The organism is Vreelandella nigrificans (genome assembly GCF_002374315.1).
Lineage (GTDB): Bacteria > Pseudomonadota > Gammaproteobacteria > Pseudomonadales > Halomonadaceae > Vreelandella > Vreelandella nigrificans.
On sequence record NZ_NWUX01000002.1, the window covers coordinates 5,150 to 28,108 of the forward strand.

General features: G+C 52.4%; 18 protein-coding genes and 1 CRISPR repeat array. Of the genes, 7 read left to right on the forward strand and 11 right to left on the reverse strand.

Going from position 1 to position 22,959, the window contains the following annotated elements; translation table 11 throughout:
* Position 1: 1 nt before the first annotated feature.
* A CRISPR array of direct repeats spans positions 2-1,513; the repeat unit is 33 nt; unit sequence GTTTCTATCCGCACGCCCCGGGCGGGGCGCGAC.
* Positions 1,514-1,702: 189 nt separating this feature from the next.
* The 7 genes from cas2 to CPA45_RS03215 form a co-directional block, all read right to left on the reverse strand.
* Positions 1,703-1,993, reverse strand: coding sequence for a CRISPR-associated endonuclease Cas2 (gene cas2 / locus CPA45_RS03185; protein ID WP_096650219.1), 291 nt, complete (start codon positions 1,991-1,993; stop codon positions 1,703-1,705).
* Positions 1,994-2,011: 18 nt separating this feature from the next.
* On the reverse strand, positions 2,012-3,052 hold the full coding sequence (gene cas1c, locus CPA45_RS03190; RefSeq protein ID WP_096650220.1) for a type I-C CRISPR-associated endonuclease Cas1c: 1,041 nt from the start codon (positions 3,050-3,052) through the stop codon (positions 2,012-2,014).
* 5 nt (positions 3,053-3,057) lie between these two features.
* Positions 3,058-3,696, reverse strand: a complete 639-nt coding sequence (gene cas4, locus CPA45_RS03195) for a CRISPR-associated protein Cas4 (protein WP_096650221.1) — start codon at positions 3,694-3,696, stop codon at positions 3,058-3,060.
* A 10-nt stretch (positions 3,697-3,706) separates the two neighbouring features.
* Positions 3,707-4,576 carry a type I-C CRISPR-associated protein Cas7/Csd2 gene (cas7c, locus tag CPA45_RS03200; protein WP_096650222.1) on the reverse strand — a complete coding sequence of 290 codons (870 nt, stop codon included), beginning with the start codon at positions 4,574-4,576 and terminating at the stop codon, positions 3,707-3,709.
* A complete protein-coding gene (gene cas8c, locus CPA45_RS03205; RefSeq protein WP_096650223.1) occupies positions 4,573-6,372 on the reverse strand; it encodes a type I-C CRISPR-associated protein Cas8c/Csd1 in 1,800 nt (599 codons plus the stop codon). The genes cas7c and cas8c overlap by 4 nt, the downstream gene beginning before the upstream one ends.
* Positions 6,369-7,037 (reverse strand): type I-C CRISPR-associated protein Cas5c, encoded by a 669-nt coding sequence (gene cas5c / locus CPA45_RS03210; RefSeq protein WP_096650224.1) that lies wholly within the window; start codon positions 7,035-7,037, stop codon positions 6,369-6,371. The genes cas8c and cas5c overlap by 4 nt, the downstream gene beginning before the upstream one ends.
* A 343-nt stretch (positions 7,038-7,380) precedes the next feature.
* A complete protein-coding gene (locus CPA45_RS03215) occupies positions 7,381-9,633 on the reverse strand; it encodes a CRISPR-associated helicase/endonuclease Cas3 (protein WP_096650225.1) in 2,253 nt (750 codons plus the stop codon).
* Positions 9,634-9,835: 202 nt separating this feature from the next.
* Here CPA45_RS03215 and serS point away from each other — a divergent pair, with 202 nt between their 5' ends.
* Positions 9,836-11,113 (forward strand): serine--tRNA ligase, encoded by a 1,278-nt coding sequence (serS, locus tag CPA45_RS03220; RefSeq protein ID WP_096650226.1) that lies wholly within the window; start codon positions 9,836-9,838, stop codon positions 11,111-11,113.
* On the opposite strand, the gene CPA45_RS03225 is transcribed toward serS, so the two are convergent.
* Entirely contained in the window at positions 11,058-11,888 is an 831-nt protein-coding gene (locus CPA45_RS03225) for an SIMPL domain-containing protein (RefSeq protein ID WP_096650227.1), read from the reverse strand. The two genes, serS and CPA45_RS03225, sit on opposite strands and share 56 nt — an antisense overlap.
* A gap of 216 nt (positions 11,889-12,104) precedes the next feature.
* Between CPA45_RS03225 and CPA45_RS03230 the strand changes: the two genes are divergently transcribed.
* On the forward strand, positions 12,105-13,211 hold the full coding sequence (locus CPA45_RS03230) for an AI-2E family transporter (protein ID WP_096650228.1): 1,107 nt from the start codon (positions 12,105-12,107) through the stop codon (positions 13,209-13,211).
* A 60-nt stretch (positions 13,212-13,271) separates the two neighbouring features.
* Here CPA45_RS03230 and trxA read toward each other — a convergent pair whose 3' ends face one another.
* Positions 13,272-13,595 (reverse strand): thioredoxin, encoded by a 324-nt coding sequence (gene trxA / locus CPA45_RS03235; RefSeq protein WP_078088140.1) that lies wholly within the window; start codon positions 13,593-13,595, stop codon positions 13,272-13,274.
* Positions 13,596-13,938: 343 nt separating this feature from the next.
* On the opposite strand from trxA, the gene cysB reads away from it, so the two are divergent.
* Complete coding sequence (gene cysB, locus CPA45_RS03240; protein WP_096650229.1) at positions 13,939-14,913, forward strand: HTH-type transcriptional regulator CysB; 975 nt, start codon at positions 13,939-13,941, stop codon at positions 14,911-14,913.
* A 75-nt stretch (positions 14,914-14,988) separates the two neighbouring features.
* Here the strand turns inward: cysB and CPA45_RS03245 are convergent, their stop codons facing one another.
* Complete coding sequence (locus CPA45_RS03245; RefSeq protein ID WP_096650230.1) at positions 14,989-15,609, reverse strand: phosphoadenosine phosphosulfate reductase domain-containing protein; 621 nt, start codon at positions 15,607-15,609, stop codon at positions 14,989-14,991.
* Positions 15,610-15,728: 119 nt separating this feature from the next.
* Positions 15,729-17,096, reverse strand: a complete 1,368-nt coding sequence (gene pabB / locus CPA45_RS03250) for an aminodeoxychorismate synthase component I (protein ID WP_096650231.1) — start codon at positions 17,094-17,096, stop codon at positions 15,729-15,731.
* 253 nt (positions 17,097-17,349) lie between these two features.
* Between pabB and CPA45_RS03255 the strand changes: the two genes are divergently transcribed.
* The 4 genes from CPA45_RS03255 to acnD all read left to right on the forward strand — a co-directional run bounded on the left by CPA45_RS03255 (position 17,350) and on the right by acnD (position 22,888).
* On the forward strand, positions 17,350-18,093 hold the full coding sequence (locus CPA45_RS03255) for a GntR family transcriptional regulator (protein ID WP_096650232.1): 744 nt from the start codon (positions 17,350-17,352) through the stop codon (positions 18,091-18,093).
* Between the two features lie 43 nt (positions 18,094-18,136).
* On the forward strand, positions 18,137-19,024 hold the full coding sequence (gene prpB, locus CPA45_RS03260) for a methylisocitrate lyase (protein ID WP_096650233.1): 888 nt from the start codon (positions 18,137-18,139) through the stop codon (positions 19,022-19,024).
* Positions 19,025-19,087: 63 nt separating this feature from the next.
* Complete coding sequence (gene prpC / locus CPA45_RS03265) at positions 19,088-20,215, forward strand: bifunctional 2-methylcitrate synthase/citrate synthase (RefSeq protein WP_096650234.1); 1,128 nt, start codon at positions 19,088-19,090, stop codon at positions 20,213-20,215.
* Positions 20,216-20,248: 33 nt separating this feature from the next.
* Positions 20,249-22,888, forward strand: a complete 2,640-nt coding sequence (acnD, locus tag CPA45_RS03270; protein WP_096650235.1) for a Fe/S-dependent 2-methylisocitrate dehydratase AcnD — start codon at positions 20,249-20,251, stop codon at positions 22,886-22,888.
* The last annotated feature ends 71 nt before the right edge of the window (positions 22,889-22,959 follow it).

Below are 22,959 nucleotides of genomic sequence, written 5' to 3' on the forward strand. Positions count from 1 at the left end.
CGTTTCTATCCGCACGCCCCGGGCGGGGCGCGACTGTATCCGTCCACCACGTCAGACCATTCGCTTTGTTTCTATCCGCACGCCCCGGGCGGGGCGCGACGTGAGTCGCTGGACGATCTAGCCGAGCATATACGGTTTCTATCCGCACGCCCCGGGCGGGGCGCGACTTGATAGCATCATGGCCTTGTCTCCCAATCGCCTGTTTCTATCCGCACGCCCCGGGCGGGGCGCGACTCGTCAGCAGCACGAAGCGCGGCAATCCTTAACTGTTTCTATCCGCACGCCCCGGGCGGGGCGCGACCCAGGTCACGCCGATTTTAGCGCCTACATCAAGTTGTTTCTATCCGCACGCCCCGGGCGGGGCGCGACGCGGCAAGCGTGCCGACCTGCGCGGTGCCAACCTGGTTTCTATCCGCACGCCCCGGGCGGGGCGCGACCCAGGGCGCCAGCGCGGCGCCCACTTTGACTGAGAGTTTCTATCCGCACGCCCCGGGCGGGGCGCGACCGTCCGGTATTGTTAGCGGCAATCCTGACTCTTGTTTCTATCCGCACGCCCCGGGCGGGGCGCGACTGTATCCGTCCACCACGTCAGACCATTCGCTTTGTTTCTATCCGCACGCCCCGGGCGGGGCGCGACGCACAAACCAATGCAATGTTAGACGACATGCTCTGGTTTCTATCCGCACGCCCCGGGCGGGGCGCGACGTGGCGCGCCGATGGACTGACTGCCACTAAAGAGTTTCTATCCGCACGCCCCGGGCGGGGCGCGACGTATCAACCCAATTGTACAGGTAGTTGTAAGCTGCGTTTCTATCCGCACGCCCCGGGCGGGGCGCGACCTATTGATACGTAGGCGGCGCTTGGCGGCTTTGGTTTCTATCCGCACGCCCCGGGCGGGGCGCGACGCAGATGGCTACAAGCCGACCTATACGCTTCCCTGTTTCTATCCGCACGCCCCGGGCGGGGCGCGACGGGTTTAACCCTGCGCTACAGTGATTCGACGGCGGTGTTTCTATCCGCACGCCCCGGGCGGGGCGCGACCGGTAGCAGTCGCCCCCATGACTCTTGGTTCTTGTTTCTATCCGCACGCCCCGGGCGGGGCGCGACTCATGATCAACCACACCTGCCGCCACGGCGGACAGTTTCTATCCGCACGCCCCGGGCGGGGCGCGACGAGCCAGATAGGGCCGTTCAGGGACGCGAATATAAATGTTTCTATCCGCACGCCCCGGGCGGGGCGCGACCTGGAACCGCTAGGGCCGTTGCTGAGGCATCTCCGTTTCTATCCGCACGCCCCGGGCGGGGCGCGACGACCTAGCTCAAGCACATACGTTTGGTCAACACTGTTTCTATCCGCACGCCCCGGGCGGGGCGCGACCAATGACGGGAGTGAAAAACAATGAAACACAAACGGTTTCTATCCGCACGCCCCGGGCGGGGCGCGACGGGTGCCCAATCTCAGTAACTCCGATCATGTCAAGTTTCTATCCGCACGCCCCGGGCGGGGCGCGACTGTTCTGTTTATAACATCATGAAAAATAAAAGCAAAAAGACAAGCTACTGCGAAACACTGAGTTTCAGACGATTTTGTAGTGGTACAAAGAAGTGGGCGAAAGAATTTATTATTAAAATCAATTTATTAAAGAGCTGCGAACCTGGCGGGATTTGGCAAGACACTTGTGGTTCGCAAACTGGAGAAAGACTAAAACACAAGGGGGCCATTCATATCTAAGGCTGGCTTGGCGCCAATATGCTCGATGCGGTTTTTCCAGTTTCGGCCTAGGAAGTAAAAACGTAAGCTGTCCACCTCGTCATCAATCAAGTCGATTAGGCGTTGACGAAAGCGTACCCATTGATCGGGATCGACTTCAATTTCAAACACTGAAAATTGTACTCGCTGTCCTACATCTCGACATGCTTTTGCAACTCGCCTCAACCTACCGTCACCGCCCTCTGAAGAGGTGCTGACATCGTAACTGACCAGTACCATCATAATATTGCCCTCAGTGCGCTATTTCCAAAGGAAAGGTGGGTAAACATCTAGGTCGCCCCGTAGGTGGCGTGCCATCAGCTGAGCTTGCAGTATGGGCAGCATGCCTATAGGTGCTTTTTCATCAATAAACGTATGCAATAACTCTTCACGCTTTCGCTCTTGGTAAGCAGTTAGAACCAGCTTGCGGGCATCATCAGTCATAACGACGCCATTGCTTTCCGTAATGTTAAAGTCCTTTTCGCGTAGCTGGCGTCGATTGATAAGCGAAAGGGCTAGACGGTCACCTAACAAAGGGCGGAACTCTTCAGCAAGGTCTAATGCAAGGCTTGGGCGACCTGGGCGATCACGGTGCAAAAAACCAACGGCTGGGTCTAAGCCTACGCTTTCTAGCGCTGAACGGCAGTCATGAGTCAGCAGTGTATAAAGAAACGACAACAAGGCATTAATACGATCACGAGGAGGGCGGCGATTACGTCCTTTAAATTCAAAGGCATCGCCTTCTTGGCGCACTAAGAAATTGAAGACGCTGAAATATACTTGAGCGGCTTCGCCTTCCAAGCCTCGTAGCTCATTGGTTGTGGCAGGTTGCAGTAAATTACGTGCGACTCGGCTTAACCGGTCACGAGCCGCTTCCAGGCGCTGGCGATCTTGAAGTGGCATCTTGCTGCCATAGTCGCGAATGCCTCGGGCGAGAACAGCGCGCTGGTTATGGACTTTACCAATCAAAAGGCTGCTGACTAGGCTCGAACAGGAAGTGTCGTTATCACTGACACGGTATTGAGTTCGCCTAAGCAGTACATTGCCAGAGACGGGGCCTTCAATACGCGCCAAGAATTTCCCGTTTGGTGACAGGTGGGTGATGGTAACGCCTTGTTCGGCGCAGAATCCCATTAAAGGCGGGGATACAAGCACACGGCCAAAGCATACAAGGGACTCCAGCATATGAATGGGAAGCCTGGCGCGCTCTTTCCCTTCTACCTGCATGACAATATTGGCGCCTTCTTTTTTAAGCCAAGCACCTTCGGTGGTGATGTACAGTGAATTTAATTGTCGTCGCATAGGTGTTACTCATTCAAAGCATCAAGTTGGCGCGCGAGCCAGCGGCTTGCAGAGCGCTGTTTGCCAAACACTTGAGGTTGGCAAATATCGATAAGCGAACAGTGATCGCATTTCTTGGTATCGTAAATGGCAGGTGGTGTTTGCTGCCCATCAAAAATAGCGCGGGTTTGCTGAATAATTTGATGAGTTAAAGTGCGTAGAGTGTCGTCAAAGTCGACTTCTTTGCGCCGCCGTGTTTTTCCGTAAAAGAGCGCACCAGAGTCGATGTGAATATTTAGCATTTCTTCTAGGCAGAGCGCTTGAGCGCATAGCTGCACCTCATCTGCACGGTGCGCTTTGGGCCTCCCACGTTTGTACTCAATAGGGCGTACAGTCAAAGGTGATTGACGTTCATCAAACTCTACAACATCGGCAATACCGCTCAAGCCCAGCTGTTCACTTGCCAAAGGCAAGGCCATAGAAGTGTGTACGCCACGGCGACGCTGATGCCCCTGCTGGTCAGCGCGCTCGTGTAACAAACGACCTTCGGCAGTGTAGCGGTTTTCTGCCCATTGCTGCTCCACGTGGATCAGCGCGCATTGGCGCGGGCAGAACAGCGTATGCTGCAGGGCCGAAAGCGGAATAGGGCGTGCCTCTTCTTCCATGGCGTTTCACCTATAAGTGTTCTTCTAGCGTCACACCAGACGGCAATGACTTGCTAGCAATATGAACCTGATAGTCGCTGTAGTGACGTGCCGGTGTATTTTCTGTCCCTTCAACACGCTTCACTTGAACACTATCGAAGAGCACATGGGCGGGCGCGTTACCCATTGGGTGATCATGTTTGAAAACAACAAGTTTTCGGGTGGACATCTCACCACGCGCGGCAGAGCGGTCGTGTTCAAACATATTGATTAGAGAGCGCCATAAAAGAGCTAAATCGTCTTCTGAAAAACCGGTACGTTCAGCTAGCTTTGCAGAGACGTAGCCGTGTACGCGGTATAGGCCATAAGGAATGATGTGCTTGCGCCCCATAGTGCGCTCTTTTTCAAGATCCTTTTCGTTGGTAACCGCCATACGGGTAATGGAGACTTCCATAGGTATGACGGGATCGATAGAGCTGGCAAAGGCCACCTGGACAGGGCCGCGTACTTGGCCGGAGTTTACCTCGGTTGTCATGACTGCGCCGAAGGTGCGCACGTCGAAAAAGTTATTGCACATCCATTCGGTTACTTGGCGCGCTTTTTCCGCTTCCTTGGGAAGCTTTTTAGATTCAGGTTTAATATCCAGCGCTTCATAAGCTTTTTTATGCTGATTGTTGAGCACTGACTTTTCTTGCATATAAATGGCATAGCCAGCGTCGTGTTCTTTTTCGAGCGCGACGTAGTTACGAATTTTACGTTTTAGGCATACATCCGTGATAAGACCTTGGTTAGTTTCTGGATCTAACCGTGGCAGGTTTCCTGCATCAGGGTCGCCGTTGGGGTTGCCGTTGGTGACATCAAATAAAAGGACAAATTCGTAGCGGTTAGCAATGGTGCTCATTCTGAGTCTCCCTGTTCAGATTGTTCATCGCTATTCACGTTATCTTTTTTAGCGAATCGCGTTTGTGATTGATGGTAGTAACCAATGGCAAATCGCCCTTGTTCTTCGATACGTAGGCTGCGGGGGAAGGTATCGCCCAGCCCGCCAATAATTTGGCTGATTTCACTTTCAATAGTGTGTGCAATACCGCCTTTGTCTTTTTTACGCATGGATGAAAGGTGGTTCTGCACATTGCGCAGCAGCATAGGGAAAACGCTGGCGGGCGTCGCTGAGGCGGCACCGTAGTAGCGATCCTTAATGGTGGCATTTAACTCTCTACCAAGTGCGCCACGTTGGGCGTTTTCTAATTCGGCAAATAAGCGGCCCAATAAGTAACCTGGATGTGTGGAGCTTTTATCAAGACTCACGGAAACCTCCTGTTTGTTCGAGTTTAAGTGCGTGGTTAAGCGAGCCTCTCGGGCTAACACCGCCTTGCAAAGCGCGACGCGTAAGCCGTTGATATTGCCATCACTGCGAAAACGCATAACAACACTGGTAAGGAGCGGTCGGGGATAGCGCTGCCCCGTGATGATGGCGCGCATTATGTCGCCAGCAAGCTGGGGCAGTACGTCTTCTGCTTTTGGTCGTGCGCCATGAATAGGCGCTGTTTGCAGAGTTAACCACCAAACGCTGGGGGCAATGCCTTTCCATGGTGCAGGCTGGATATCTAGATCTCGGTAATGCTGTGCGTAATGCTTAGTTAAGTGTTCCAGGCTATCAACCAGCCAAAAGCGAACAGATAGACGAGCGGCATTGGGAGCAAGGCCTAGTACGTAAAATTGCGTTTCGGGTTCTAGCTCTGGAGCGACGTCCTTTAGCGGGCGGCCATCAGCTACCTGGGCAAGTAGGGAGCCTAGTTTGCTGGCTTCCTGTTCATCGTTGGGTGGTTGGTTGAGTACCGCAAAAAAACTTTCCGCTGCCTGTGCAGCCTGTGATGTTTGAGCATTTGCCCAAAACACAAGTGTGGTATCGCCTATTTGCAGACGTTGTTGGTTGTCTGCATCGCCACGCAGTAAATAGTTAAGCGCCGTTGTGTAGCCAAAAATCGCTGATGTGGAAATAGCCGCGTTTTGATTTTTACGAAAGCCGTAAGACTCGTAGGCCTCGCTGTTAAATGAGACTAGCGAGGCACCCGACGATTGTGCGTCTCTAACGCCTTTAATGGCAGGGTGATCAGTACCCAGTATGGCGTCTTCCCCGGTGATTAAGCATTGCCCGAAAATACCGGTATTTTCTTCGAGTGCAGCACCCCAGATTCGGCGAGCACCATCATTTTCGTGTAAGTATTGTCGTTGTCCGTCTAGCCGAAAAATAATATTACTATCTAATACCTCCTCGCTGTAACCAGCCATCGAGGATAGCTTTTCAGGGCGCCATTGATCTAAGAACTTCAAAAAAGCCAGGAGTGATTTGTCATCACTGTTACCGAAAAGGTCAAATTGGCGGGCTTTGAAGGCGGCATGTTCATCGCTTAAGCGTTTGCCTTCCCCGGCTGTTACCCCTAATGCGTACGCAGTTTTATCCCAAAGTGGGTAGGCGTGAATGCCTGATGTACGCCGTTTATCAACGGGCACCTGATAAGGGCGGGCGCGGGGCTTTTTGCCTGAGGTGTCACGTAAATCATCGATCTGCTGCGGCAAACCATTTTGATCGAATGCCAGGGCGAAACTGATTTTTTCTGTACTAAAGCCTGGCTGCGGTACTTTGTTTTCCTTGGATAGCCGCTGGTAGTAGTCATTGAGGGCGGTCAGTATCATGCGAGTGTCTCCTGGAAGGGAGGCACTTCAATCACGCCATCTTGCATCTTGGCGCGGAAAAATCGCGATGTTTTGCCGTTTGCAAAATCAATATCGTGCAGCATATAGCCAAGGTCTTTCTCACCGTTTAATTCTGGATCAAAGAGTGGGAGAGGCTGTTCTGGCTCAATTAGCTCAAAATTCGCCGGGAACTCGCGGGTGCCCATACAGGGGGTGTGAAAGCATTGCCCCTGGCGGGCGCGGCGATTGAAAATATCCAGGTGTTTGCCAGGCGTGTCACTATCGTCTGCGCGCTGGGTAAATTCAAAGTGGGCTTCAATAACGTAGGCCACATTACGCAAAATGGTGGCGGCGCGCTGTTGGCGATTCTGGTCAACAAAATAGGCCACATCATCAACGCGGCCTGCTTTCATAGCTTTTGTTACTGATGCAGCTGAGAGTTTGCCGCCGACTTCATTTCGCCGCAGCGACTCAAATTGAATGGGCTTGAGCACGTGGATACGGTCTACGCACCAGCGAATGGCGGGTTTCCAGTGGACCGCTTCCAGAATGCCACGTGCCGCCGAGGGTGTAATCACATCATAGGATACACGCTCTACTTTCATCTCTGGCCGCGTAAAGCAGGCCCTGTCACCCCAGATATGCAGTCGAACTCCGTATGACATAATGATGCCTTTTTATTGAATTTAATCCGCGCCCCCTGAGGGGCGACTTGTTTATAGCATTAATTTCCAAAGGAAAATTTCAACCCGCTCCTACTATTGAAGCCAAGACCTGAACCCTAGTGCTGCACAGGTCAAGCTAAGTAGAGAGACTATCCAAGATAGTTTGAAAGGGCATTTGACCTCCAAAGTGACGTAGCCTTGCTGAATTTTGCAAAGCAGAAACCAGTTGCTATCTTCGGTTTTTCTGTCATTACCTTTGGATGAGTGCATAAGGCCCCCTCGGCTCTTGTTAGAAGCAGCTTAGGGCAGCTCTATTTTAATTTCAACTTCTTTCCATTAGAAATTAAAGGATAAGGTTTTCGGCTCGCATAAAGGTTGGATCGCTCCAGTTCAACCCTAGCGCATCGTGGTAGAGGTCTTCATTGACCAGCAGCATGAATTGGTCATTAAATTTATCCGGCTCGATAGGTGCAATGGCACCGACTTTTTCCAGGGCTCTAAAGCCGTTATGAGGCACTTGCACTGTATAGAGCTGAAGTTTACGGGCGATGCCTCCAGGGCTTGTGGCAAAGGCGAGTTCTTTAATCGCTTTGCGTGCGTCAGCGTCTCTGGGAATAATGACACTGCGTTGATTGTTGTCGATGAGGCGAAATGTCTTTTCGAGGGTTTCAAAAGGCAGCCCTTCAAGGCGCCCGTTTTCAATCAGCGAGAGCAGTTGGTGCTTGTCGAGTTGGTCAGGCCCTTGCTGCCAGTAAAGTAGCGTGAAATACGCCTCTATCGCTTCCAGCGAAAGCGGGTCGTGACCGTGTTGGCGTAGTACTTCGCGAGTGGCTTGGGCGAACTGTTTTAGCTCGGGCGGCGGCGCCCACTCCTCATTGGCAGTTGCAAAAATACGTACTTCGCTCTCTGCGGTGGTTCGTTTGCCTTCACGGTTACAGCGCCCTGCGGCCTGGGCGATGGAATCTAGCCCCGCCTCGGCGCGCAGCACCCTCGGAAAGTCTACATCCACGCCCGCTTCTATTAATGACGTAGACACCACCCGGCATGGTTTGCCTTCTTTTAGTGTTCCACGAATATGGTGTAATACCTGCCGCCGATGAACAGCGCACATGGCGGTGGTCAGGTGAAAAGCACCTGGCTGATCGGCGATAGATTCATACAAGGCTCTGGCATGGCGGCGGTTATTGACGATGCACAGTACCTGATCGACGTCTAGGAGCTCGTGGCGCAGCTGGTCGTCATCTAAGCAGCCCATATGCTTTACCGTCACCCGCTTTAACTTTCGATACAGGTTTTTTGGATCGGGGGCCAGCTCCTCGACGTCTTTGAAGCCACCTGTGAAACTGCGGGCTGCGTCATTAGTTTCAAGCAGGGCGGGTTGGGTCGCGGTACAGAGCACAATGCTGGCGTGATAATTCAGCGTGAGTTCATCCAGTGCGGCAACACTTGGCCTTAGCAAGGGCAGTGGCATTGTCTGTGCTTCATCGAGAATCACCACGCTACGGGCAATATTATGTAATTTGCGGCAGCGTGATGTTTTAGCGGCAAAGAGGCTTTCCAGGAACTGCACGGATGTTGTCACGACAATCGGTGCGTCCCAGTTCTCACTGTCGCGTCTGAGTTTATCAAGACTATCCTTGTCGCCTTTTGACGCTTTTTCAGCATCAAAGGTGCTGTGGTGTTCGAGCACTGCTTCAGCGCCATATTGGCTCAGCGCCTTCCGAAACACGGCAGCGTTCTGTTCTACGATACTGGTGAAGGGGATAACATAAATAACGCGATCCATGCCATGGGTGATGGCGTGATCCAGGGCGAAGGCGAGGGAAGCCAGGGTTTTGCCACCGCCAGTGGGTACCGTGAGGCTGAAACAGCCGGGCCTCATTCCCGCTTTGTTACGTACCTCACGCAGGATATGCCCACGTAATTGGTTAATGCCTTTTTCGGTGTCGAAGGTTTCTAAGTGTTGCTTCAGTGCTTCGCGAAGATGCGTTAGCGAAGCGCCGCCACCGCGTTGCCGTGCTAAGCCGTTTTCATGTTGGGCGTAGAAGGTTTCGGTATCGATATAGTCTGCATCGACTAAGCATGAAAATAGCATTCTGGTGAGAAACGCGAGCTGAAAGAAACCCCGTTCTGGACGTTGGGTAAACGTGCCAGGAGGACGTAGCTCTTGTGGAAGCGTAATCGCCTCTTGCCAAGCGTTATCTATTGCAGGGATATCCGCTTTAAGGCGTTCACTAAGCGGGGAGCGTTCGCCTGAGTCACGGCCATTGGCAAGCCCTGCATGATGGCCCGCAATACAGTAGGCCAGCAAGTCGCCGATTCCTCCTTTGAAGCGTTGTTTAGCGACAATAGCGCCTGCAGTGGAATGATCAACACGTTCTGGAGAACCTTCCAGTCGCCGCTGAAAAGGCGCGCTGTATTTGCCTAAATCATGCAAAAGACCCGCTGCATATCCTGCATCTGCCATACCAAAGCGTTCAGCGCGTGTTGCCGCCATTTCGGCGACACACTGTAAGTGATCATCTAGGGTTTGCCAGGCTTGCTTGTCTGTTTCTGGGAGTGAGTGAGCGTAAAAACATGACGATTTAGGCAGCATCTGCATAGCTCATTATGATTAATCGTTTAGTTACCTTAGCTTTAAAGCACGGACTCTCGCCATAACAAATTACTTACATCATATCTGCGGCTGGTACCCATCAAGGCACCCATAGCTCCTCGCCGCGCTTTTGCCTACAATAGGTCCCTTTGTCACGGACGTTGTGTGCCGTGTTTTACTGTTTTCTGGCTAAGGATAACTCATGCTCGATCCGAAACTGCTGCGCGGTGATCTTGATGCGCTAGCGCAACAACTGGCCCGGCGGGGCTTCGAACTCGATAAGGCGGCACTGCAAGCACTGGAGTCGCGCCGTCGTGAGTTGCAAACTCAGACCGAGCAGTTGCAAAACGAGCGCAATATGCGTTCCAAAACGATTGGTAAGGCGAAGGCTAACGGTGAAGATATTCAGCCGTTGCTGGATGAAGTAAGTGACTTGGGCGAACGCCTGGATGCTGCCAAGCGCGAGCTGGCTGAGGTGCAGGAAGAGTGGGATGACGTTATTAGCGGTATTCCTAACGTGCCTCATGACAGTGTGCCGGAAGGCAAAAGCGAAGACGATAACGTTGAACTGCACCGCTGGGGTACCCCCCGTGAGTTTGATTTCGAGGTGCTGGACCACGTCGATTTGGGCAAGAGATCCGGGTATCTAGACTTCGAGCTGGCGGCTAAGTTAACCGGTGCGCGTTTTGCTGTGATGCGTGGGCCAATTGCCCGCCTGCACCGGGCGCTGGCACAGTTTATGCTGGATACCCAAACCCAACAGCACGGCTACGAAGAGTGCTATGTACCCTATATGGTGAATCGTGATTCGCTGATGGGGACTGGCCAACTGCCGAAATTTGGTGAAGACCTGTTCAAGCTGGATGATGAGCGTGAGTACCATCTGATTCCAACGTCGGAAGTGCCGCTAACTAACTTTGTTCGCGATGAAATCGTAGAGCTGGCGGCGCTGCCGATGAAGCTGACTGCACATACGCCATGCTTTCGTAGTGAGGCAGGTTCCCACGGGCGCGATACCCGCGGCATGATCCGCCAGCATCAGTTCGATAAAGTTGAAATGGTGCAAATTGTTGAGCCAGAGAAGAGCTTTGAGGCTCTGGAAGAGATGCGCGGCCATGCTGAAGCAATCTTACAGGCGCTGGAATTACCGTATCGCGTGGTGACGCTGTGTACTGGTGATATGGGCTTTGGGGCGACCAAAACCTATGACTTGGAAGTGTGGCTGCCCAGCCAGGAGACGTATCGGGAGATCTCTTCGGTTTCTAACTGTGGAGATTTCCAGGCGCGTCGTATGCAAGCGCGTTTCCGTCATCCGGATGCTAAAAAGCCGCAGTTGCTACATACCTTGAACGGTTCAGGTTTAGCGGTAGGACGATGCCTGCTGGCGGTGCTTGAAAACCACCAGCAGGCAGACGGCTCGGTCGTTATTCCTGAGCCGCTTCGTCACTATTTGGGCGGTCTTGAGCGTCTTGCCCTTTAAGCGCCCATTCCACGTTAACCTCGGCATCAATACGGATGGTGCCGGGGCGGTAGTCGCTGCTGGCTGAGCCACTACCCATTGCATCGCTTTCAGCCCGCATAGCCATCATGCGCGGCTGGAAGATAGGTGACTGAGTCTCTTCAATGCGCTGAACGTGGCCAAGTTCGGTATCTAGCGTGCTTGCCATCAATTCTGCTTTATGGCGGGCTTTTTCCAGTGCTTTGGTGAGCGCTTCGTCGGTGGCTGCATCGCGGTCTTGTAGGTCAAATTGAACGCCATCCAGGGCATTCACGCCTGCGCCTATCAATGCATCCAGTACATCTCCCAGCTGGCCGAGGTCGGTCAGCTCAACGCTAAACGGGCGCTCTAAGCGTGTACGTGTCAGCGTATCGTATTCGCCGTTATCATTGCGCGGGCCAGCAACACGATCTGGATACACATTGAGTGAGCCTGCATTAATGGCCCGCTGCTCAATGCCAACCGCTTCCATGGCCTCAATCAACTGACTGGCGCGGTTTTCGAGTCGTCCGCGCGCTTCACTTAGTGCTTCGCTGTCGGTGTCTTCAAGTGAAGAAACGGCAGGGGTATTTTCCCACAAGCGCGCATTAAGCGTGGCTTTATCTGGCGCTACTTCTACCCAGGACTGGGCCTGAACATGCAGGCTAGGTGTTGCTGCTGGCGCTGCTTGAACCGTTGGGGCTACGAGCAAGGCGAGTAAGGCGCTACCCAGGATACTGTAGCGCAGCCGTTGCAGATGGTTTGATGCTTTATTCATAGCTAACTTCCTTGCCAGTAAGATATTCGCCTGAGTGTGTGAGGCGATTAAATGTGAATACGACGCTGCTTGGAATGAAGTTACGTGAGAAAGTTCACTGGCTAATAGTCGCCGCAAAACAGTTGCTTAATATTTGCATAGTTTTGAGGGTAGGCCAGTTTGTGCAATATAGCGCTAGCAGCCATTATGTAGGCATAACACGCTAAGGATGGAGTTATGTCGAAGTTGTCAGATGAGGATTATCGCAGTGTTCCTTTAAACGCTACCTTAGCGATTGCTGCGTTAGTGGTGATTATTGCAGGCATGAAGGTAGGCGCAGACCTACTGGTGCCCCTGTTGCTAGCGGTATTTATTGCGGTGGTATGTACATCCCCGGTGCAGTGGCTACACCGCTGGGGGCTGAGTTTACGCGCTGCAGTGTGTGTCACCTTGTTGGTGCTGTTAGCGTTTATACCCCTGATCGGTCTTTTGGTGGTTAATAGCTTTGGCACCTTTGTTGAAGCGTTACCAGAAATTGAGTCACGCCTTTATGAGCACTACTGGAATCTGCTCAATGCGCTCGCCACACATGGTATGGCGATTAACCCTGATCAGCTTGGGCAGCTGTTCAATATGGAGGACGTTGAGTCGTGGGTGCCCAAAGTACTAGGTGAGCTGGGAAACCTATTTGTCCAGGCCAGTATTGTGGCGTTGCTGGTTATTTTTATGTTGTTTGAGACACTTAACTTTCGAGCCAAGATTTCTTTGGCGCTTGAAAATCCGGCACCAAGCTTAAAGCGTTTTAGTGAGTTTAGTTTGACGCTGAAGCGCTATTTGGCGGTTAAAACAATGATCAGTTTGGCTACGGGAGTGCTGGTATGGCTTTCGTGCTTGATCGTCGGTGTGGATTTTCCGCTCTTGTGGGGTGTGCTGGCCTTTGCGCTAAATTTTATTCCTAATATTGGCTCGGCATTGGCTGCTATTCCACCTGTACTGCTTTTACTGGTCGCTCAGGATGGGGGTGTTGTTCAAGCGCTTCTACTGGCTTCTGCTTACTTAGCGATTAATTTTATTTTAGGTAATCTTATTGAGCCTCGTGTGATGGGGCAGGCGTTAGGGCTATCTACCTTTGTGGCGTTTCTATCTCTAGTGGTGTGGGGGTGGATCTTCGGGGTTGCGGGTATGTTGCTGTCGGTAGTGCTGACCATGACACTAAAAATTGCCTTGGACAGTCATCCACAAACACGCTGGATAGCTCACCTGTTAGGGCCGGGTAACCGGAAGGTGGGTCGGGATAGTCAGCCTGGGGATGCCTGTAAGCCCCCCTTAAAGCGCGGGGATTAGTAAAAAAGAGGAGAGCAGCAACCGCCGGCGTAGCCGGCGGCAGTAAAGCTTAAAACGTTGTTAGGCGTTTTGGTCGATAAACTGGGTTAGCTGAGATTTAGATTGAGCGCCTACCAGTGAAGCGACTTTGGTGCCTGATTTAAACAACATTACCGTAGGTACACCACGCACGCCTTGCTCAGCGGCAATTTCCGGTGCGTCGTCTACATTTACGCTAACCACTTTTATATTATCGCCACGTTCGGCGGCAACTTCATCCACCACAGGTGCCATTACTTTACAGGGACCGCACCAAGGGGCCCAGAATTTCAGCAGGACAGGCTGTTCGGCGTTGAGGACTTCTTGCTCGAAATTGGCGTTGGTGACATCAACATTATTAGCCATTTGCATCTCCCGTTTGCGTTGCTCTTACTGTTTCGTTGCCTCGAATGGAGCAACGGTCTTTACGCGACTTACTAGCGCACGTTCACCGTGCCAAGTGGGCAGATGTTAGCGGGCGCAGAGGGTGCTGGCAAATTTCCTGCTCTGATTTGACACAGAGTAGGTAAAATTAATAGATGCTGATGAGTGCTATTTTTTATACTATAAGTGAATTATAGAATGATTTTTTATTCAAATTAGTGCTTTTGAGGCGTGTGAGTAACCATCGCTTCAATTGAACAGTAAATCAGCAGCGGCGTGAGGATGCGCTTTAGTGTGCTTCCTGCATAGATAATTGGGTGAGGATATGAAGCTACAGCAACTTCGCTATATCTGGGAAGTCAATCGGCACAATTTGAATGTTTCGGCCACTGCTCAGAGCTTGTTTACTTCCCAGCCGGGTATTTCCAAGCAGATACGCTTATTAGAAGATGAGCTAGGCGTTGAGATTTTTGCTCGCAGCGGCAAGCACTTAACCCGTGTGACAACTGCGGGCCAGGCAATCATTGAGCTAGCAGGGCAAGTGCTTAAGCTAAGTGAAAATATTAAGCAGGTGGCACAGGAGCATAGTGACGAGCGTCGTGGCAGTTTAGCAATCGCGACAACTCATACCCAGGCGCGCTACGCGCTGCCGCCTATTATTAGTGAATTTACTCTCAAGTACCCTGATGTTGCCCTGCATATGCAGCAGGGAACGCCCAAGCAGATTGCCCAGATGGTTAGTGAAGGCCAAGCGGATTTTGCAATTGCGACAGAGTCACTTGAGCTGTTTACTGACTTGGTGCTATTGCCATGCTACCGCTGGAACCGCTGTGCACTGGTACCTAAAGGACACCCACTTGCCACTTTAAAAGGGCCGCTTACCTTAGATGCATTGGCTGAGCATCCACTGGTAACGTACGTATTTGGTTTTACTGGTCGCTCGCAGTTGGATGACGCCTTTAAAGCGGAAGGGCTGTCGCCTAATGTGGTGCTGACGGCGGCCGATGCCGATGTAATAAAAACCTACGTGCGCCTTGGTATGGGAGTAGGGATTGTTGCCCACATGGCGTTTGATCAAGAGCTAGACAGTGATTTGGTTGCTGTGGATGCCAGTCACCTATTTGCTAGTTCAACCACCAAGATTGGCATTCGCCGTGGTACCTTTATGCGCGGCTATATGTACGATTTCCTGGCACGCTTTGCCCCCCATTTAACCCGAGACCGGGTAGATGAAGCGCTATTGGCAGGGCCGCGTAATGAACAGATGATATTTGAAGGGGTTGAACTTCCAGAATATTAGGCCTAGTAAAACAATCGCGCCCAGGTTAACTGCCTGGGCGCGATTGCTTAGTACTGGATAATTAGTGCTGGGTAATTAGTGCTGGAGGTGTAGTCCACATTCACGCTTCTCTTCCACTTTGGTGGGATCGAAGTAGTCGAAGTTATTAGGTAAGTCATGGGCCTGTAAATACTGGTACATATCTTTTGCAGACCACTGAAGTAACGGAGCTACTTTTAACAAGCCGGAGCTGTTGCGGCTGACGACCTGCATTTTGGCCCGCTCTGGGGTGTCTTCGGCTCGCAGTGCGGTAAACCATACATCTGGCTGCATATCCCGCAGCGCGCGCTCAAAGGGCTCTATTTTCACTTCCTGAGTAAATGCTGCATGGCGGGGGTCATCAATGCCAGGCATAGGTCCTTCTAGTGCTTCTCGGTGTGCGCGGGTACGCTTGGGTAAAAAACTCACCAGATTCAGATTAAGTCGCTGAATTAATGCATCGGCAAATTGGTAAGTGGCTTCGGTGTTATAGCCACTATCCATCCAGACAATTGGAATGTCAGGTCGGGCTTGGGTCACCATATGCAGAATGACCGCTTCAAACGGGCGGAAATTAGTCGTGCAGATGGGGTGATTGCCTTGGGTCAGCGCCCACTCAATAAGCCCCTGAGGGTTATTGGCAAAATCGCGGTTGATGTCATCAAGTGCTGAGGACATGCTGCCTCCTGTTTGAGTGTAGAGAGTCATCGTCTTTAGGCTACCAAACCCAGGCCCTGCTTCCCCAATACCGTTTGGTTAGGCTTTTATATTCCTTTTTGATTTGATTTTTTTGTTACTTATTCCAAAGCACCGATTAAGTGACGAATTTTATCCAGTGTCTCCGTGTACTCTTCATCGGCCTTCGAGTCAGCGACCAGGCCCCCGCCCCCCCAAACGTGCAGTTTGCCTGCATCTGCCACCATAGTGCGTATCGCAATCGACGTATCCATGCTGCCGCGGGTATCCAGGTAGCCCAAGCTACCGCAATAAATACTGCGCTGGCAGGGCTCTAGCTCGTCGATAATCTGCATGGCGCGTATTTTGGGGGCGCCGGTAATTGAGCCACCTGGTGATGCAGCGGTAAGTAGCGATAAAGGTGAGTACTCGCTGGCAAGCTGGCCCTGCACCACGCTAACGAGATGGTGCACGTTAGGGTAGCTTTCTAATTGGCAAAGTTGCGGTACGCGAATGGTGCCAGGGGTGCATACACGTCCCAGATCGTTGCGAAGCAAATCTACAATCATTACGTTTTCGGCACGATCTTTACTGCTGCTAAGGAGCTCTTCAGCTAGCGCGCGGTCCTCCTCGGGTGTACTTCCCCGGGGGCGCGTGCCTTTAATCGGGCGGGTCTCTACTTGTCCATTTCGGCACTGAATAAAGCGCTCAGGTGAGAGCGATAGTACTGCTTGATCCTTCCAAGCCATAAAGCCAGAGAAGGGGGTAGGTGTTGCCTTTCTAAGGCGCAAGTAAGCTTGCCATTCATCCCCTAGGTAGCTCGCAGAAAAGCGCTGGGCCAAGTTGATTTGGTAGCAATCGCCCGCACGGATATAGCGCTGAACGGCATTAAAACGCTCGGTGTAGTCTGCTTGGCTAAGTTCAGCTTGAAAGGAGCTGGTTAAACGGAAGCGCTCATTATCTGCTGCTGGTGGTTGCTCTAGCCACTTGATGACTTGTTGTTGCCGTTGTGCCGTAGCGATTAGCCATGTGTTCTGGGTCTGGTGATCAAAGGTAATGCACCAGTCGTAGAGCCCCAAACGAGCCAAGGGTAACGCGGTGACGGCAGAATGCTGGCTGGGGATCGATAAGTTGTTACGGCCTAAATCGTAGCTCCAGTAGCCCATCAGCCCCCCTAAGAAGGGTAGCTCGCTATCTACCTCAATGCTGGGCAGCTGCTCTAGCATCCACTGCTGCAGGGCGGTGCTGTCGTTATGCCAGTCGGCTGATGCATCAGGCAGCGTTAGCTGATCAGAGTTGAAAAGCACATGACCATCTGAGGTGACCTCAAGCGTTGCCAGCGGGTCACTACTGAGTATGTCATAGCGCCCATTTGCTGCGGGGCGGCCGCTATCTAAAAGCACTGCACCTGGGCGCTGGCGCAAACGAGCAAAGAGCGCTAGCGGGTCTGGAGAGTAGGGCAGGGCAGTAATGGTCAACGCCGTTGTCATGAAGCAAAAAGCCTAGCCGGTGGAGGAGGCGTATTTTAGAGGGCATGAATCACACACACCAGCGAAAAGCGTTGACGCACTACTCACGGTAATAAAGTGGCAGGTCAAGTTGGTGGCATCATTGTTGACATTTAATGTGTGCTGTAATCGTGTTTTACAACGAAAGATGAATAACATCGGGTATTTTACCTAGTTGACGGCACAAATGTGGCAGGCTAAAGTTCTCCTATTCCATAATTGTCGACAATTAGCCATGACCTCACTTGCTACCCAATCTCGTCCTAGCGCTGGTTTGCCCAATGATCAGATCTCGCCAGAAGTGCGTACGCTGGCTGAGCGGGTATTTCATCAGCTGCAAGACGCTATCGTACGCGGCGAGCTGGCGCCGGGCAGCAAAATTACCGAGCCTGGGCTTTCTAAAACCTACGGTATTTCTCGTGGGCCATTACGCGAAGCAATGCGCCGTTTAGAAGCACACCGCCTGATTGAACGTGTCCCCCATGTTGGTGCGCGGGTTGTCAAACTCTCGATGAAAGAGCTGCTTGAGTTGTTTGATGTGCGTGAAGCCCTTGAGAGTATGGCGGCGCGCTTGGCGGCCGAGCATATGTCTGCCGAAGAGATCCAGGGGTTGCGAGATGTACTTGCACTCCATGAAGGGCAGGCGGACCTCAAACGTGGCGAAGCCTACTATCAACGTGAAGGTGACCTCGATTTTCACTATCGCATTGTTCAGGGCAGCCATAACAAGATGCTGATGAATCTGCTTTGCGATGATCTTTACTACTTGGTCCGTCTTTATCGTACTCAATTTAGTGCTAGCGGTTCGCGTCCACAGCGCGCCTTTGTGGAGCACCACCGTATTGTGGATGCGATTGAAGCCGGTGATGCCGAGCTTGCTGAACTGCTAATGCGCCGCCACGTCAGTGCTTCCCGCGCAAACGTTGCTGACCGCTATGCCGCTACTCTTGAACAACAATCGACGTCATCAACGGATTAACACGCTACGTCTATCCGCCAAGCCTTTTGAAGGAGCAACGCCAATGTCTACTCTTACCCCTGGTGCACGCTTTCGTGCTGTGTTAGAAGCAACCCGCCCGCTGCCTATTTTAGGCACGATTAACGCGTATACCGCGATGATGGCTGAGCGGGTGGGGCATCAAGCTATTTACCTATCCGGTGGCGGCGTAGCTAATGCTTCTTTTGGCTTGCCTGATTTAGGTATGACCAGTATGAACGACGTGGTTGAAGATGCGCATCGCATTTGTGGTGCCACTGACCTTCCGCTACTGGTGGATATTGATACGGGCTGGGGTGGTGCCTTTAATATTTCTCGTACCGTTAAAGAGATGCAGCGCGCAGGCGTTGCCGCCGTGCATCTGGAAGACCAGGTGGCTCAAAAGCGCTGTGGGCACCGTCCAAACAAAGCCATTGTGTCGCAGCAGGAAATGGTTGACCGCATCAAGGCCGCTGCGGATGCCAAGCTAGATTCCAACTTTTACCTGATTGCCCGTACCGATGCGTTCCAGAAAGAGGGCTTGGACGCTGCCATCGAGCGCGCTAATGCCTGCGTGGAAGCAGGGGCAGACGCGATCTTCGCTGAAGCTGTGCATACCTTGGATGACTATCGTGCATTCTGTTCGCGCGTAAATGCCCCGATTCTTGCCAATATCACTGAATTTGGTGCGACGCCGCTGTTCTCTCAGCAGGAATTGGGTGAGGTGGGTTGCCGTATGGTGCTCTATCCGCTCTCCGCCTTCCGAGCCATGAATGCGGCTGCTTTAAAGGTGTACCAGAGCATTCTGGATCACGGTCATCAAAAAGAGGTGGTCGACACTATGCAAACCCGTGATGAATTGTACGACTTTTTGAATTACCACGACTTCGAACAGAAGCTTGATGCGTTATTTGCCGAGCAGAAAGACGCTTAATTGCCGTTAACCCAATATCTATACAGTTAAAACATATAAAAAAGAGCAAACAGGAGACACGACATGGCTGATAAACCGCAAAACAGCGCAGGACTTCGTGGGCAAAGCGCTGGCAGCACAGCGCTGTGTACGGTAGGTAAAACGGGGTCTGGACTAACCTATCGTGGTTTTGACATTAAAGAACTGGCAGAGAAAGCTAAGTTTGAGGAGGTTGCTTACCTATTACTTAAAGGTAAGCTGCCTAACCAAGCCGAACTTGATAACTACATCACCAAGTTGAAGGGGCTGCGTGGTTTACCTGATGCACTGAAAACTGTGCTGGAGCAGATTCCCAAAGATGCGCATCCGATGGATGTGATGCGTACTGGCACCTCGATGTTGGGGAACCTGGAAACCGAAGAGAGCTTTGACCAGCAGCAGGATGTTTCTGATCGTCTGTTGGCGGTACTGCCCTCGATTATTTGCTACTGGTATCGTTTCAGCCACGACGGTGTGCGTATTGATACTGAAACCGACGATGATTCGGTTGGTGGTCACTTCCTGCATATGCTACGTGACAAGCCTGCCTCTGAGCTGCATGCACGGGTCATGAATGTCTCGCTTATTCTGTATGCTGAGCATGAATTCAATGCATCAACATTTACGGCCCGTGTGTGTGCATCAACGCTGTCCGATATGCACTCCTGTGTCACGGGTGCAATTGGCTCGCTGCGTGGTCCGTTGCACGGCGGTGCCAATGAGGCGGCCATGGCGATGATTGAGAACTGGGCATCGCCGGAAGAAGCGGAGCGCGAAATGCTTGGTATGCTGGAGCGCAAAGAGAAAGTCATGGGTTTTGGTCACGCTATCTACCGTGAGTCCGACCCACGTAATGCGATCATCAAAGAGTGGTCGCAAAAGCTTGCCGAAGACGTGGGTGACAGCGTGCTATACCCCGTTTCCGTGCGTTGTGAAGAAGTGATGTGGCGCGAGAAGAAGCTGTTCTGTAACGCTGACTTCTTCCATGCCAGTGCCTACCACTTTATGGATATTCCTACCAAACTGTTTACGCCGATCTTCGTGATGTCCCGCCTGACTGGCTGGGCGGCTCACGTTTTCGAGCAACGTGCTAACAACCGTATTATTCGCCCCAGTGCTGACTATGTTGGCCCTGAGAAGAGCGAGTGGGTACCCATCGAAGCGCGTGGCTAACCCTTAACGGGCCGTGATTAAGTGAGAGGCATTATGAACACGAATTATCGCAAGCCACTGCCAGGAGTAACGGCAGATGGTGCCCCGGTAGATTTCTTTGACGCGCGCCAAGCTGTTGAGGATATTCAGCCCGGTGCCTACGCGACGCTGCCCTATACTTCTAGGGTGCTGGCGGAGCAATTGGTGCGTCGCTGCGACCCAGCGCTGTTAACCGATGCACTCAAGCAGCTCATCGAGCGTAAGCAAGACCTGGACTTTCCTTGGTACCCGGCACGAGTGGTATGTCATGACATCCTTGGTCAAACGGCACTGGTAGATCTCGCTGGCCTGCGGGATGCGATTGCTGAGAAAGGCGGTGACCCGGCTAAAGTGAATCCGGTGGTGCCTACACAGCTGATTGTTGATCACTCTCTGGCAGTTGAACACGCCGGCTTTGAGAAGGATGCTTTCGAGAAAAACCGTCAGGTGGAAGATCGTCGTAACGATGATCGCTTCCACTTCATTAACTGGACCAAAGTGGCCTTTGAGAACGTCGATGTGATCCCTCCGGGCAATGGCATTATGCACCAGATCAATCTGGAGAAAATGTCTCCGGTGGTGCAGTGTCGCCCTGATGAGAGCGGTCAAAAAGTTGCTTATCCGGATACCTGTGTAGGTACTGATAGCCACACGCCGATGGTCGATGCACTGGGTGTTATTTCTGTCGGCGTTGGCGGTCTGGAAGCCGAAAGCGTCATGTTGGGCCGCGCTTCGATGATGCGTTTGCCGGATATCGTCGGTGTTGAGCTGGCAGGCAAGTTGCAGCCCGGCATCACCGGCACCGATATGGTATTGGCGATTACCGAGTTTCTGCGTAAAGAGCGCGTTGTGGGCGCCTACCTGGAGTTTTACGGTGAAGGTGCTGATGCACTGACGGTGGGTGACCGTGCCACTATTTCCAATATGACACCGGAGTATGGTGCCACGGCGGCGATGTTTTACATCGACAACCAAACCATCGATTACCTTAAGCTGACTGGCCGTGAAGATGAGCAGGTTGCCTTGGTGGAAGCCTATGCCAAGCACACTGGGCTGTGGGCTGATAGCCTAAAAACGGCCGAGTATGAGCGGATACTGCGCTTTGATCTTTCGAGCGTTACCCGTACTTTGGCGGGGCCCTCCAACCCTCATGCTCATTTGCCCACCTCGGAGCTGGTCCAGCGCGGTATCGCTATCGATATGGATAAAGCTCGGGCCGATGAGCAAGCAGGTCACATGCCGGATGGAGCGGTAATCATTGCCGCTATTACCAGCTGTACGAATACCTCAAACCCACGCAATATGGTGGCGGCAGGCTTAATTGCCCGTAATGCTAACCGCTTAGGGTTAACCCGTAAGCCATGGGTGAAGTCGTCGCTGGCGCCTGGCTCAAAAACCGTCAAGATGTACTTAGAAGAAGCGAACTTGATGGGGGAGCTGGAAAACCTTGGCTTCGGAGTAGTCGCCTACGCCTGTACTACCTGTAACGGTATGTCTGGGGCACTGGATCCGAAGATTCAGGAAGAAATCATCGATCGTGATCTTTACGCCACGGCGGTGCTTTCCGGTAACCGTAATTTTGACGGGCGCATTCATCCTTATGCTAAACAGGCGTTTTTGGCATCGCCACCGTTAGTGGTGGCTTACGCCATTGCGGGTACGATCCGTTTTGATATTGAGAAAGATATTCTTGGCACTGATCAAAACGGGAATCCGGTGACGCTTAAGGATATCTGGCCAGACGACAGTGAAATCGATGCGATTGTGAAAGCTTCGGTAAAGCCAGAGCAGTTCCGTCAGACTTATATCCCGATGTTTGATCTCGATAAGAGCGCACGTACCCAGGTGAGCCCGCTTTACGAATGGCGGCCGCAGAGTACCTATATTCGTCGCCCGCCCTACTGGGAAGGCAATATGGCGAAAGAGCGTGGCTTGAAAGGTATGCGTCCCTTGGCGATCTTGCCGGACAATATCACCACTGACCACTTATCGCCCTCTAATGCGATTATGCTGGATAGCGCGGCAGGTGAGTACCTGCATAAGATGGGCCTGCCCGAGGAGGATTTTAACTCCTATGCCACCCATCGTGGCGATCATTTAACTGCTCAGCGCGCTACCTTGGCGAACCCAAAGTTGTTCAATGAAATGGTCCACGATGAGCAGGGCAAGGTGCTGCAGGGGTCGCTGGCGCGCATTGAGCCGGAAGGCACTGTGACGCGAATGTGGGAAGCTATTGAAACCTATATGGCGCGTAAGCAGCCGCTGATCATCATTGCCGGTGCTGATTATGGTCAGGGCTCCTCCCGGGACTGGGCAGCAAAAGGTGTTGCTCTAGCAGGTGTTGAAGCCATCGTGGCCGAAGGCTTTGAGCGTATTCACCGTACCAACTTAATTGGTATGGGAGTGATGCCACTGCAGTTTGAAGAGGGCACCACTCGGAAAACCCTGGCGCTGGACGGTACGGAGATCTTTGACGTAGAAGGCGAGCCGCAGCCACGGGCAATACTGACGTTAATCATTCACCGTCAAAGTGGCACTACCGAGCGGGTGCCTGTGATCTGTCGTATTGATACCGCTGAAGAGGTCACTATTTACTCTGCTGGTGGCGTGTTGCAGCGTTTCGCCCAGGACTTCCTTGAGTCAACCGCGGCGTAGTCAAGCAGGCGTTTAACGTATACGCCAAAGCGATAACTGAAAGAGCCCGTCGCTAAGCGTCGGGCTCTTTT